Raw genomic sequence first — 12,466 nt, 5'->3', positions numbered from 1 at the left:
TCTGCGCCATCGCACACATGCAGACCGCCGAGGGCGTCTGGTACCCGATGGGCGGTACCCGCGCGGTGGCCGAGGCGCTGGCCAAGCTCGCCACCGAACTCGGCGCGACCCTGAAGCCCGGCGAGGAGGTTTTGGGAATCGACATCGCCAACGGTGCAGCTCGCGGCGTGCGGACCAGGGACGGGGTCACTCCCTACGACGCCGTGATCTCCAACATGGATTCGGTGCGCACCTACACGGACCTCGTCGGCGGCGCGCCCGGCAGGGCCTACGCGAAGAAGAACCCCGAGCCGGCCTGCTCCGGCGTGGTGCTCTATCTCGGCCTGAATCGCCGCTACGAGCACCTGAACCACCACGACTTCGTCTTCTCCAAGGACCCGGAGGAGGAATTCGACTGGATCTACCGCCGCGGCGAGCCGGCACCCGACCCGACGGCCTATCTCGCCGCCCCCTCCTCCACCGACCCGTCGGTGGCACCCGACGGCGGCGAGGCGCTCTACGTCCTCGTCCACACGCCGTACCTGCGCCCGCACCAAGACTGGACGACGATGTTCCCGGCCTACCGGCAGGTGATCCTGGACAAGCTCAAGCGCACCGCGGGCATGCCGGACCTGGAGGAACGCATCGTCGTCGAGCGCCACCTCACGCCGCAGGACATCCACGACCGCTATCACGTCCTCAACGGTGCGATCTACGGGCTGGCCTCGCACGGGCGTGTGATGGGCGCGTTCAAGCCCGGCAACCGCTCGCGGCAGGTGCGCAACCTGTATCTCGCCGGCGGCGCCGCCCATCCCGGGCCGGGCATGCCGATGGTGATGATGTCGGGCTGGATCGCGGCGGACGCGCACGACGCCGACGCCCGCGGGCAGCTACGCGAATCCGCTTGACCCGCGCCCCGGCGCGCAGCCCGGTCGAACCGCCGCCGGACATGGCCCGAGGCTGAGCGCGTGGCCGATCCGTTCCCGTCCGGCAGGCGCCGGTCCCCGGCACCGCAGCCCGCCTCGCCGCTGGTGTGGCGGTTCATGGTCGCCTACTTCGACCGCTTCCTGCGCCGCCACCTCAACGCCCTCCGCCTGCCGCGCTGGGGCCTTCCGCCGACGCTCAGTGACGGCCCGGTGGTGGTCTACTGCAACCACCCGGCTTGGTGGGACGCCGCGGTGATCATCCTGCTTGCCGGGCGGCTGTTCCCGCAGCGCGCGAGCTACGCCCCGTTCGACGCGCGCATGCTGGAGCGGTACGGCGTGTTCCGGCGCATGGGCGCCTTCGCGGTCGCCCTCGACACGCCGCGCGGCGCGGCGCAGTTCCTTTCCGCCTCTCGCGGGGTCCTGGCCCGGCCCGGCAGCCTGATGTGGATCACCGCGCAGGGGCGCTTCGCCGACGTGCGCGCCCGGCCGCTGGATCTCCGTGCCGGCGTCGCCCGGCTCGCCGAGATCGCGCCGGATGCCGTGTTCGTGCCGATGGCGCTGGAATACGCCTTCTGGGACGAGCGCGGCGCGGAGGCGTTCGCGGCGTTCGGCGCGCCGGTCTCGGGCCGCGACCTCCTCGCGCTGCCCCGCGCGGAGCGCCTCGCGCGCCTCGAAGCCGACCTCGCCGCCCTCCTCGACCGGCTCGGTGCCGACGTGGTCGCCCGCGATCCCGAGCGGTTCCAGGACCTCGTCTCGGGCGCGCGCGGCGTCGGCGGCATCTACGACGGCTGGCGCCGGCTCGCCGCCGCCCTGCGCGGGCGCCGGTTCGAGCCGGGGCACCGGGCGGCCGCGCGCCGGGATGCGACCTCGGGGAAGACCGCCCCGTGATCGCCGACCTCCTGTTCCTCGTCCTCGCGGTCCTCGCGCTCGCCGCCGCCCTCCTGCCGGCGCTGCTTTCCGCGATGAACCTCGCCCTGCTGCGCACGCCCGAGCCGGATGCGGCGACGGAGGGACTGGTCTCGATCCTGATCCCGGCCCGCAACGAGGCCGGCAACATCGCGCAGACCGTGCGGGCGGCGCTGGCGAGCGCCGGCGTCGAGATCGAGGTGCTCGTCGGCGACGACCATTCCACCGACGCCACCGCGGCGATCGTCGCCGCGACCGCCGCCGGCGACCCGCGCCTGCGCCTCGTGCCGGTGCCGAGCCTGCCCGAGGGCTGGACCGGCAAGAACCACGCCTGCGCGCACCTGGCCGCGCAGGCTCGGGGGCGCCACCTCCTGTTCGTCGACGCCGACGTGCGGCTGAGGCCGCTGGCCGCCGCCGGCCTCGTCGCCCATGCCCGCAGGACCGGCGCCGCCCTGGTCAGCGGCGTGCCGCGCCAGGTGATGGGATCGCTCGGCGAACGGCTCACCGTGCCGATGATCAACTTCCTGCTCGTCGGCTACCTGCCGGTGGCGATGATGCGCGCCTCGCTGCGGCCGGCCCTCGGTGCGGCCTGCGGCCAGCTCGTCCTGATCGGCCGCGAGGCCTATGCCGGGATCGGCGGCCACGGCGCCATCCGCGGGTTCCTGCACGACGGCGTGCGCCTGCCGCGCCTGCTCCGGGCCGCCGGGCACCGCACCGACCTCGTCGCCGGCCACGCGCTCGCCGATTGCCGGATGTACGCGAACCTTCCGGAATGCTGGGCGGGCTTCTCGAAGAACGCGCACGAGGGCATGGCGACGGCGCGCGCGCTGCCCGTCTGGACCGCGCTGCTCGGCCTCGGGCACGTCCTGCCCGTGCTCCTGGTCCTCGCCGGCCTGTTCGGCGCTCTCTCCGACGCGGCGTTCCTGCTCGCGCTGGCGGCGCTCGCCGTGTCGCTCGCGACCCGCACCGCGATCACCCTCGTCGCGCACGAGCCGGTCGCGACCATTCCCCTGCACCCGGCCGCCGTGCTCGTGGCGCTGGCGATCCAGTGGAACGTGCTGCTGCGCCGGGAGCGCGCCGGGGCGGCGGTGTGGAAGGGCCGCAGCTACCCGGCCGGCGGGCCCTGAGTCTCGGCCGCTTGCGTCTCGGCCAGGAGCCAGGCCGCGGTGCCCGCATCCGCGTCGGCGACGTCGATGTGCAGGATGATCGGCGTCGCGTAGGGGTGGCCCGCCTTCAGGGCGGCGGCGAGCGCGTCCTTCAGCCCCGCGCGGGTCTTGAGGATGGCCACGACCTCCGTGCCGTGCGCGACCACGCCGTTCCAGGCATAGACCGAGCGCATGCCCGGCAGCACGTTGACGCAGGCGGCGAGCCGCGCGCGCACGAGCGCCTCGCCCACGGCGAGCGCCGTCTCGGCATCCGGGAACGTGGTATAGACGAGGAGCGGACGCTCCATGCTATGGCTCTCCCTCGGAACGGGACCGGGCTCCCCGGTTGAGCCTCCCGCGGGGCTCCCGTCAACGTCGGTGTTCCTGGCCACGCATGCCGCGCTTCCACAAGGTCGCCTTCGTCGCGAGCCCGGCCCCCGATGCCCGCGAGGCCGTGGCCGCCCTGATGCGGCGCTACGACCACGTCCCGCCGGAGGAGGCCGACGTCGTCGTCGCGCTCGGCGGCGACGGCGTGATGCTGCAGGTGCTCCACCGCTTCATGGACGCGGCCAAGCCGATCTACGGCATGAACCGCGGCACCGTCGGCTTCCTGATGAACGAGTTCCGCGAGGACGACCTGCTCGGGCGCCTGGAGGCGGCGCATCGCAGCGTGGTCCACCCGCTCGTGATGGAGGCGCACGATACGGAAGCGCGCTGCCACCGGGCCCGCGCGATCAACGAGGTCTACCTGCTGCGCCAGACCCACCAGACGGCGAGGCTGCGGATCTCGGTCGACGGGCAGGTGCGCCTGCCCGAACTGATCGCCGACGGGGTGCTCGCGGCCACCGCCGCCGGCTCGACCGCCTACAACCTCTCCGTCGGCGGGCCGATCCTGCCGCTCAACGCCAAGCTGCTGGCGCTCACCCCGATCTCGGCCTTCCGGCCCCGGCGGTGGCGCGGCGCCCTGCTGCCGGACCACGCCCGCATCCGGATCGAGGTGCTCGACGCCGAGCACCGCCCCGTGGCGGCGGTGGCCGACCACACCGAGTTCCGCCGGGTCTGCACGGTCGAGACCTGGCTCGACCGGGCGACCGACCTCGTGCTGCTGCACGATCCCGGCCACAGCCTCGACGAGCGCATCCTGCGCGAGCAGTTCGGCTGACGCTTCAGAAAAATCAGCGCCGGCCGAACAGGCGCTCGATGTCGCCGCGCCTGAGCGCGACGAAGGTCGGGCGGCCGTGGTTGCACTGGCCGGAATTGGGCGTCGCCTCCATGGCGCGCAGGAGCGCGTTCATCTCTTCGGGGCGCAGGCGCCGGCCGGCGCGGATCGAGCCGTGGCAGCTCATCCGCGAGAGCACCGCGTCGAGGCGCCGCCCGAGCGGACCGTCCTCCAGGGCGCCGGCGCCGCCCTCCTCCACGCCGCTCTCGTCCAGCGCATCGAGGATGTCGGCGACGAGGTCGCCGATCGCGGCGCCGGCGAGCGCGGCCGGCACCGCGCGCACCAGCACCGCGCCGGGCCCGAACGGCTCCAGCGTCAGGCCGAGGCGGTCGAGGTCGGCCGCGGCCGCGGCCAGCCGCCCGGCGGCGGCCGGCGCCATCTCGATCACCTCCGGGATCAGGAGGCCCTGGCGCAGGATGGCGCCGGCCGCGCGCTCGCGCTTCATCCGCTCGTAGACGAGGCGCTCGTGCGCGGCGTGCTGGTCGACGATCACCACGCCGTCGCGGGTCTGGGCGACGATGTAGGTCTCGTGCAGCTGCGCCCGCGCGGCGCCGAGGGGATGGTCGAGGGCGTCGGCCCCCTCCCCCTCCCCTGCCGCGCGCGCGTCGGCTGCGGGCGGCGCGAGGTCGTCCGCCCGCGCCAGCAGCGCCTGCGCCGCTTCGCCGAAATCCGCCTGGCCGAAACCCGTTTCGCCGACATCCGCTTGCCCATCCCGATGCGGCGGCCGGTGGAAGCCGGAGGGCGCGGCGACCGAGGCGGTGCCGACGGGAAAGGCGCCGCGGCGCGCCGCGCCGAACAGGCTCGGCGCGCCCGCGCCCGTATGCTGCGCGAACGGAAGCCCGCCCGCCGGCCGCAGCGCCTCCAGGGTGCGCGCGGCGACGCCGGTGGAGGCGCGCGCGCCGCCGCGGCGCAGCGCCTCGTGGATCGCGCTCACCACCAGCGCGCGCACCAGCCCCGGATCGCGGAACCGCACCTCGGTCTTGGCCGGATGCACGTTGACGTCGACGAGGCCGGGGTCGCAGGCGATCGCGAGGCCGAGCACCGGGTGCCGGTCGGAGCGCAGGGTGTCGGCGTAGGCGCCGCGCACCGCGCCGAGCAGCAGCCGGTCGCGCACCGGCCGGCCGTTGACCGTGAAGTGGATGTGGCTGCCCGAGCCCCGGTGGAAGGTCGGCAGCCCGACATGGCCGGTGAGCGCGAAGCCCTCGCGCGCCATCGCCACGGGCAGCGCGTTGGCGGCGAACTCCGCGCCCAGCACCTGCGCCAGCCGTGCGAGGCCGGCCGCCGCGTCGTCCGGCCCGGCCAGCGCCGGCAGCACCAGCGGGGTGCCGCCCTCGCTCGCCAGGGTGAAGCGGATCGCGGGCTGCGCCACGGCGAGCCGCCGGACGATGTCGGCCACCGCCGCGACCTCGGCCCGGTCGGACTTGAGGAACTTCAGCCGCGCGGGCGTGGCCGCGAACAGGTCGGTGACCTCGATGCGCGTGCCGCGCGCGGCCGGCGCCGGGCGGAGCGCGCCGCGGAGGCCCGCCTCGACGGTGAGCGCCGCGCCCGATGCCGCGTGCGCCGTGCGGGTGGTGATCGCCAGCCGCGACACCGCGCCGATCGAGGGCAGCGCCTCGCCGCGGAAGCCCAGCGAGGCGATGCGGGTGAGGTCGCCGCCCGGCAGCTTCGAGGTGGCGTGGCGCTCGACGGCGAGCAGCAGGTCGTCGGCGCCCATCCCGGCGCCGTCGTCGACCACGCGGATCAGGCGCCGGCCGCCGGCCTCGATCGTCACGGCGATGCTGCGCGCGCCGGCATCGATCGCGTTCTCGACCAACTCCTTCACCGCCGAGGCCGGCCGCTCCACCACCTCGCCCGCGGCGATGCGGTCGACGAGGATCGGATCGAGGCGGCGGACGGGCGAAGGGGCGGGCGAAGGGGCGGGCGAAGGGGCGGACATGGCTCCACCGGTATAGGCTCATGCCGCGTGCCGATCCATCGGCGCGTTCCGCGGCAGCGCCGTTGACCCGCCGTTAACCACGCCGGGCTAGGCCTCGTTAACCATGCGGGATCGGCGCGCGGGGCGACCGCCCCCGATCCCAGGCGGCGGGCGGGGAGTCGGCATCCGGTGCGGGGAGCGGGGGCAGCAGGCGACGGGCGACGGGAGGCGGGCCTGGCCTGCGGCCTCGCGCTGCTGCTTGCCGCCGCGCTCCCCGGACAGGCCCTGGCGCAGGCCACGCGCTTCGAGGCCCTGAGCCCGGTCGGCGGCCAGCCCGACAACCCCGGCCTCGGCCAGGATCCCGGCCGGGACGGCCTGCCGATGCTGCGCCGCAACCGGCTGTCGGAAGACCCGCCGCGGCTCGGCAGCGGCGAGGCCGGCGCGGCCTCGGGGGGCGAATCCTCCGGCGGCCTCACGTCGGGCGGCGCGAGCCTGTCCGGCCCGACCGGGGCCGAGGCCGGCACCCCCGCCCTGGACACGCGGGTGCGCGCCGCGGGCAGCCGCACCGGCGGCGCCACCTCGGGCGCCAACAACCGCGCGCCGACCGGCCTGCTGCGCCAGCGCGCGGCGCCGGCGCGCCGCATCGGCACGGCGACGCGGCGAACCACGCAGGAGGTGACGCAGATCCCCGCGCCGGCCCTGCGCCTCTCGCCGGTGATCCAGAACCCGGTGGTCGGCGTGCCGCTGCCGCCGGAGCCGCAGGCTCCGGGGCTGGCGCTGAACGGCGTGCTCACGCCGGGCGCGCTGCTCGCCAATGCCCTGCGCCGGCCGCTCGCCGTCGACGACGCCTACGCGCCGCTCGGCATCCGGCTCGGCAGCTTCACATTCCTGCCGACCTTCACCCAGAGCCTCGGCTACGACACCAACCCGGACCAAGCCGCGCCGCAGCTCGCCAAGGGCTCCGTGGCGCTGCGCAGCGAGGGCGAGCTGAACTTCCGCTCGGACTGGTCGACGAGCGAACTCGCGGGCGAGTTGCGCGCCGGCTACCTCGAGACGCCGCAGAACGAGGCGGCGAGCCGCCCGAACGCGGCCGGCACGGTCCGCCTGCGGATCGACGCCGCCCGCGACCTGCGGCTCGACGCCGAGACCCGCTTCGTCGTCGACACCCAGCGCACCGGGAGCGCCAACCTCCAGGCCGTCACGGCGACGAACCGGCCGACCGTGGCCACCTACGGCGGCTCGCTCGGCGCGACGCAGACCTTCAACCGGCTCTCGGTGAGCCTGCGCGGCTCGGTCGACCGCTCGGAGTTCGAGGACGCGCGGCTCTCCGACGGCACGGTGATCGCCCAGGCCGACCGCAACCAGAACCAGTACGGCCTGCGCCTGCGCGCGGCCTACGAGATCACGCCGGAGGTGAGCCCGTTCGTCGAGCTGCTCGCCGACACGCGGGTCTACGACCTGCGGCGCGACACCAACGGCCTGCGGCGCGATTCCGACGGCATCGCGGCCTCGCTCGGCGCGACGCTGGCCTTCACCCGCTCGGTCAGCGGCGAGGTCTCGGCCGGGCTCCAGCACCGCACCTACGTCGATCCGAGCCTGCGCGACCTCGACGCGCCGATCCTCGGCGCGGCCCTGGTCTGGGCGGCGAGCCCGCTCACCACCGTGCGCCTGAACGCGCAGACCGGGATCACCGAGACCACGGTCGTCGGCTCCAGCGGCGTGCGGACGCAGACCGCGACGCTCGAAGTGCAGCACGACCTGCTGCGCAACCTCGCGCTCGTCGTCGGCGGCGCGTACCTACGCAACGACTACCAGGGCGTGGCGATCCGCGAGACCGGGTTCTCGGCCACCGCCCGGCTCGACTACCGCTTCAACCGCTGGCTGATGCTGCGCGGCAGCTACCTCTACCAGGAGATCACCAGCTCGGTGGCGAGCGCGAGCTTCTCCGACAACACCTTCCTGCTCGGGATGCGGGTGAACCCCTGACGCGGGACGCCTCAGCGCACCAGCGCGAGCGCGGCGCCGGACTTGGTGAGCGCGCCGTCGAGCGCGCCGCCGCCCTGGCGCAGGCGCGCGGCCACCGTGCCGCCCTGCTGGTACAGGTAGACCTCGCCGTCGCGGAAGTCCCAGGCGGTGACCTTGGCCAGATCCTTGTTGGGGCAGCCCGCGGCCGAGGCCTTGTACAGGTCGAGCGCCGGCGCGCTCGACAGCGTCACCTTGCAGCTCGCCCCCGTCGCGTCCTTGGCGTCCCAGGCGCCGACGACCGAGGCGCGCCCGCCCGCCGCCACGGGCGGCGGCGGCGGCGGGGCGACGACCGGCTCGGGGACGACGTTGGAAGCGGGGGGCGCGAGCGCCGCCTGGGCGCCGATGGGCCGCTCGTCCGGCGCGGCGGAGGCCCCCGGCGGCGGGGCGAGCGGCGCCGAGGTCACGGCGCCCGACGGCATCGCCGGCGCGATGGTGTCGAGGGCGGCCTGCGGCGCCGGCCCGCGGGTGCGCGGCCCGTCGAATCGCTGGGAGGCGCAGGCGCCGAGCCCTGCCGCCAGCGCGAGAACGGCGATCGTCGAACGGTGCTGGCGCGGCATCGGCCCTGACTTCCCCGACGCTCCGAGGCGCCCCTTCACCCTCTTGCGTCGAGGGCAAATGCGCTGGCGGCAAGGCGGGAGGCCGCGGAAGCGTCCGCGCCCGCGGCTTTTCGCGGGCGTGTGGCGGGGCGGCCTCACTCGGCGCCGCTCACACCGTGCGCTCGACCATCATCTTCTTGATCTCGGCGATGGCTTTTGCCGGGTTCAGGCTCTTGGGGCAGGCGTTGGCGCAGTTCATGATCGTGTGGCAGCGATAGAGCTTGAACGGGTCGTGGAGCGCGTCGAGGCGGTCGCCGGTGTTCTCGTCGCGGCTGTCGATCAGCCAGCGATAGGCCTGGAGCAGGGCGGCCGGCCCCAGGAACTTCTCGCCGTTCCACCAGTAGCTCGGGCAGGAGGTGGTGCAGCAGGCGCACAGGATGCACTCGTAGAGCCCGTCGAGCTTGGCCCGGTCCTCCGGGGTCTGCTGCCATTCCCGCTCGGGCGCGGGCGTTTCGGTCTGGAGCCAGGGCTCGACCGAGGCGTGCTGGGCGTAGAAGTTCGTGAGATCGGGCACGAGGTCCTTCAGCACCGGCATGTGCGGCAGCGGGTAGATCTTCACGGCGGCCGTCTTCCGGCCCTTGGCCTGCGCCTGACACTCGTCGATGCCCATGGTGCAGGCGAGCGCGTTCTGGCCCTCGATGTTCATGGCGCAGGACCCGCAGATGCCCTCGCGGCAGGAGCGGCGGAACACCAGCGTGGAATCGACCTTGTTCTTGATCCACAGGAGCGCGTCGAGCACCATCGGCCCGCAATCGTCGCGATCGACCTGATAGGTGTCGATCCGCGGGTTGGCGCCGTCGTCCGGGTTCCAGCGGTAGACGCGGAACTCCTTGAGCGCCTTGGCCCCCACCGGCGCGGGCCAGGACTTGCCCTCGGTGATCTGGGAGTTCTTGGGGAGGGAGAATTCGGCCATCGTAGAATGATCCGCGTTGAGGATGCCGTGCGGGATACCGTCGGCTTCGGTTGGCGCATGACGGGGCAAAACGAGACCCAGCTCTGCAAAAACATCATTCCTTCATCAAGACTTAGAGCAGGGTCCGATGTCCACGGAAACGCATCGCGCCCTAAGCCGAACCTGGTTGAAGGGCTGCGAGGAAGCCCGCCACGTTCGCCAGCGGCACGATGCGCGCCGGGCCGACGGGGTCCCGCAGCTTTCGCAGGAAGTGATCGTCCGCTGTCACGAAGGCCGCGCCGAGATGCTCGGCGCAGGCCAGGTAGAGGCAATCCTGGACGGCGTGGTCCAGCCGGAGCGCGAGATGCAGGGCGCGGTCCATGAGGGAAGGGGTGGAAACCGGTGGGACGGCGAGGAACCTCAGGTGATCGACGGCGTCCTGCGCCTGCCGCTCTGTCATTTGGCCGGCGCGGACCTTCCGCGCGATCGCGTTCAGCGTCTCGGCGACGAAGATGTCGGGAGCGCAGAGCGCGATCCGATCGACGCGTGCATCGAGCAGCATGCCGGCCTGCTCGAAACCCGGCTCCCGGACGTACCATTTGACGGCGACGCAGGCGTCGGCAACGACCTTCACCGGTCACGAGCCTCGCGGATGAGAACGACGCTGTCCGTCTGCACGACCCCGGCCGGCGTCATCGCGGCAATGTCGCGCGCGCGCGCTGCGAGCCTTGCCGCGTCGCGACGGCGATCGGGAAACTCGCCGGCTGGGTCGAGCGCCTGGCGAAGAAGGTGCTCGATCTCCCGTTCGAGCGGCCGGTTGTTTTCCGTCGCCCGCTCCGCGAGCTTCGAGACGATCTCCGCGTCGAGATCCCGCAGGACGATGTCATCCATGGCCGAGCGCTCCTCCTTGATCGCGCCTCACGACATCCGCACCGATGGCCCGCAAGCGTCGCGATCGACCTGATCGACGTCGATCCGCGGGTTGGCGCCGTCGTCCGGGTTCCAGCGGTAGACGCGGAACTCCTTGAGCGCCTTGGCCCCCACCGGCGCGGGCCACGACTTGCCCTCGGTGATCTGGGAGTTCTTGGGGAGGGAGAATTCGGCCATGTCTTCTGTCCGTCTATGAGATCGCGCCTAGGCCGGGCCTGAGGCGCGCTTGGCCGGGATCGATCGTGAGGATCGCGCCGCCCCCGAGTGCGGGGCCGGCATTGGCAATGGACTGGACCACGAAGCCCCCGACGACCGAAGGATCGGTACTTCCCGCTCGCACCTGCACGACACTTGGGGCTCTCAATCCACGCGTGGCCACCGCGGTAGCAAAATCCAGATCCGCGGTCAGGACGATCCGGTCTTCCTGAACGGCCCAGGCTAGAATGTCGTCGTCCGAGGCATCGATCGCTCCGATGTCTCGCCAGTGAACGACATCATGACCTTGCGTCGCAAGCAACCCAACCCATTCCGGCGAGAGATTCACGTCGATCACGAATTTCACGCCGCCGCCACCGGCGTGATCTCGCGGTCTGACGCAAGCCATGCCCCGTAGCGGATCGATTCCAGAACATCCTCACGCTCGATGTAGGGATAGAGTTCGAGAAGCCTGTCGATCGAAACTCCGGAACCAAGATTTCCCAGAATCATGCCGACCGTTACGCGCATTCCACGAATGCACGCTTTGCCCCTCATCACCCGAGGATCGGTCGTGATACGCGGAAACTCTGCAAACGTGCGTGTCATCACGCGCTCCGACTCGATAGATCTGGATCAATACACCCGCGCCTTCGGCTCGATGTACTGGATCTCGTTCGACATGGTGTAGGCGTGCACCGGCCGATAGTCGATCGAGACCTTCTGCGAGGTCTCGTCGAGCCAGCACAGGGTGTGCTTCATCCACTCCTTGTCGTTGCGGTCGGGGAAGTCCTCGCGGGCGTGCGCGCCGCGCGATTCCGTGCGGTTGGCCGCCGATTCCATGGTCACCACCGCCTGCCCGATCAGGTTGTCGAACTCCAGGGTCTCCAGGAGGTCGGTGTTCCACACGATCGAGCGGTCGGTGATGCGGATGTCGGCGCACGCCGACCACACCTTGTGGATCAGGCCCTTGCCCTCCTCCAGCACCTCGCCGGTGCGGAACACGGCGCAGTTGTTCTGCATCGTCTTCTGCATCTCGAGGCGCAGGTCCGACGTCGGCGTGCCGCCGTCGGCGTAGCGGAAGCGGTCGAGGCGGGAGAGCGCCTTGTCGGCGGAATCCCTGGCCAGATCCATCGGCCGGCCGTTCGGCTCGACGATCTCGGCGCAGCGCTGGCCCGCCGCGCGGCCGAACACCACGAGGTCGATGAGCGAGTTCGAGCCCAGGCGGTTGGCGCCGTGCACCGAGACGCAGGCCGCCTCGCCGATCGCCATCAGGCCCGGCACCACGGTGTCGGGGTTGCCGTCGCGCAGCGTCAGCACCTCGCCGTGATAGTTCGTCGGGATGCCGCCCATGTTGTAGTGCACGGTGGGCAGCACCGGGATCGGCTCCCGGGTCACGTCGACGCCCGCGAAGATCTTGGCCGATTCCGAGATGCCCGGCAGGCGCTGGTGCAGGATCGCCGGGTCGAGGTGGTCGAGGTGCAGGAAGATGTGGTCGGAGCCCTTGCCCACGCCGCGGCCGGCGCGGATCTCCATGGTCATCGAGCGCGAGACCACGTCGCGGGACGCCAGATCCTTCGCGGACGGGGCGTAGCGCTCCATGAAGCGCTCGCCCTCGGAATTGGTGAGGTAGCCGCCCTCGCCGCGCGCGCCCTCCGTGATCAGGCAGCCGGCGCCGTAGATGCCGGTGGGGTGGAACTGCACGAACTCCATGTCCTGCAGCGGCAGGCCGGCGCGC

Annotated in this window: 14 protein-coding genes and 1 pseudogene; 5 read left to right on the top strand and 10 right to left on the bottom strand. The window is 72.7% G+C overall.

What is annotated here, in order from left to right; translation table 11 throughout:
- The 3 genes from ACFE86_RS16975 to ACFE86_RS16965 all read left to right on the top strand — a co-directional run.
- Window positions 1-887: phytoene desaturase family protein (locus tag ACFE86_RS16975; protein WP_375456504.1), on the top strand; the 887-nt coding region annotated here is incomplete at its 5' end.
- Between the two features lie 135 nt (window positions 888-1,022).
- On the top strand, window positions 1,023-1,793 hold the full coding sequence (locus ACFE86_RS16970; protein ID WP_375456506.1) for a lysophospholipid acyltransferase family protein: 771 nt from the start codon (window positions 1,023-1,025) through the stop codon (window positions 1,791-1,793).
- An 11-nt stretch (window positions 1,794-1,804) separates the two neighbouring features.
- Entirely contained in the window at window positions 1,805-2,938 is a 1,134-nt protein-coding gene (locus ACFE86_RS16965; protein WP_375456505.1) for a glycosyltransferase, read from the top strand.
- On the opposite strand, the gene cutA is transcribed toward ACFE86_RS16965, so the two are convergent.
- Entirely contained in the window at window positions 2,917-3,264 is a 348-nt protein-coding gene (gene cutA, locus ACFE86_RS16960; RefSeq protein WP_375456503.1) for a divalent-cation tolerance protein CutA, read from the bottom strand. The genes ACFE86_RS16965 and cutA overlap by 22 nt on opposite strands.
- Before the next feature lie 86 nt (window positions 3,265-3,350).
- Between cutA and ACFE86_RS16955 the strand changes: the two genes are divergently transcribed.
- Window positions 3,351-4,118 (top strand): NAD kinase, encoded by a 768-nt coding sequence (locus tag ACFE86_RS16955; protein WP_375456502.1) that lies wholly within the window; start codon window positions 3,351-3,353, stop codon window positions 4,116-4,118.
- A 13-nt stretch (window positions 4,119-4,131) separates the two neighbouring features.
- Here the strand turns inward: ACFE86_RS16955 and mutL are convergent, their stop codons facing one another.
- Entirely contained in the window at window positions 4,132-6,111 is a 1,980-nt protein-coding gene (mutL, locus tag ACFE86_RS16950; protein WP_375456501.1) for a DNA mismatch repair endonuclease MutL, read from the bottom strand.
- Window positions 6,112-6,279: 168 nt separating this feature from the next.
- On the opposite strand from mutL, the gene ACFE86_RS16945 reads away from it, so the two are divergent.
- Window positions 6,280-8,076: an outer membrane beta-barrel protein gene (locus tag ACFE86_RS16945; RefSeq protein WP_375456500.1), complete on the top strand. Its 1,797-nt coding sequence runs from the start codon at window positions 6,280-6,282 to the stop codon at window positions 8,074-8,076.
- Between the two features lie 11 nt (window positions 8,077-8,087).
- On the opposite strand, the gene ACFE86_RS16940 is transcribed toward ACFE86_RS16945, so the two are convergent.
- The 8 genes and pseudogenes from ACFE86_RS16940 to ACFE86_RS16905 all read right to left on the bottom strand — a co-directional run.
- A complete protein-coding gene (locus tag ACFE86_RS16940; protein ID WP_375456499.1) occupies window positions 8,088-8,672 on the bottom strand; it encodes an AprI/Inh family metalloprotease inhibitor in 585 nt (194 codons plus the stop codon).
- A 148-nt stretch (window positions 8,673-8,820) separates the two neighbouring features.
- Window positions 8,821-9,624, bottom strand: a complete 804-nt coding sequence (locus ACFE86_RS16935; RefSeq protein ID WP_375456498.1) for a succinate dehydrogenase iron-sulfur subunit — start codon at window positions 9,622-9,624, stop codon at window positions 8,821-8,823.
- Window positions 9,625-9,775: 151 nt separating this feature from the next.
- A complete protein-coding gene (locus ACFE86_RS16930; RefSeq protein ID WP_375456497.1) occupies window positions 9,776-10,237 on the bottom strand; it encodes a type II toxin-antitoxin system VapC family toxin in 462 nt (153 codons plus the stop codon).
- Window positions 10,234-10,494: a hypothetical protein gene (locus ACFE86_RS16925; RefSeq protein ID WP_375456496.1), complete on the bottom strand. Its 261-nt coding sequence runs from the start codon at window positions 10,492-10,494 to the stop codon at window positions 10,234-10,236. The genes ACFE86_RS16930 and ACFE86_RS16925 overlap by 4 nt, the downstream gene beginning before the upstream one ends.
- 39 nt (window positions 10,495-10,533) lie before the next feature.
- A pseudogene (locus ACFE86_RS16920) lies at window positions 10,534-10,710 on the bottom strand (succinate dehydrogenase iron-sulfur subunit); the annotation flags it as partial.
- Between the two features lie 13 nt (window positions 10,711-10,723).
- Window positions 10,724-11,095, bottom strand: coding sequence for a DUF5615 family PIN-like protein (locus ACFE86_RS16915; protein WP_375456495.1), 372 nt, complete (start codon window positions 11,093-11,095; stop codon window positions 10,724-10,726).
- On the bottom strand, window positions 11,092-11,337 hold the full coding sequence (locus tag ACFE86_RS16910; protein ID WP_375456494.1) for a DUF433 domain-containing protein: 246 nt from the start codon (window positions 11,335-11,337) through the stop codon (window positions 11,092-11,094). The genes ACFE86_RS16915 and ACFE86_RS16910 overlap by 4 nt, the downstream gene beginning before the upstream one ends.
- A 27-nt stretch (window positions 11,338-11,364) precedes the next feature.
- Window positions 11,365-12,466, bottom strand: a 1,102-nt coding sequence (locus tag ACFE86_RS16905) for an FAD-binding protein (protein ID WP_375456493.1), incomplete at its 5' end; no start/stop codon positions are given.

The sequence above is a fragment of the uncultured Methylobacterium sp. genome, assembly GCF_964244095.1.
GTDB lineage: Bacteria > Pseudomonadota > Alphaproteobacteria > Rhizobiales > Beijerinckiaceae > Methylobacterium.
Note: the sequence above shows the minus strand (reverse complement) of the source record. Positions and strands in the feature narration are given on the sequence as shown.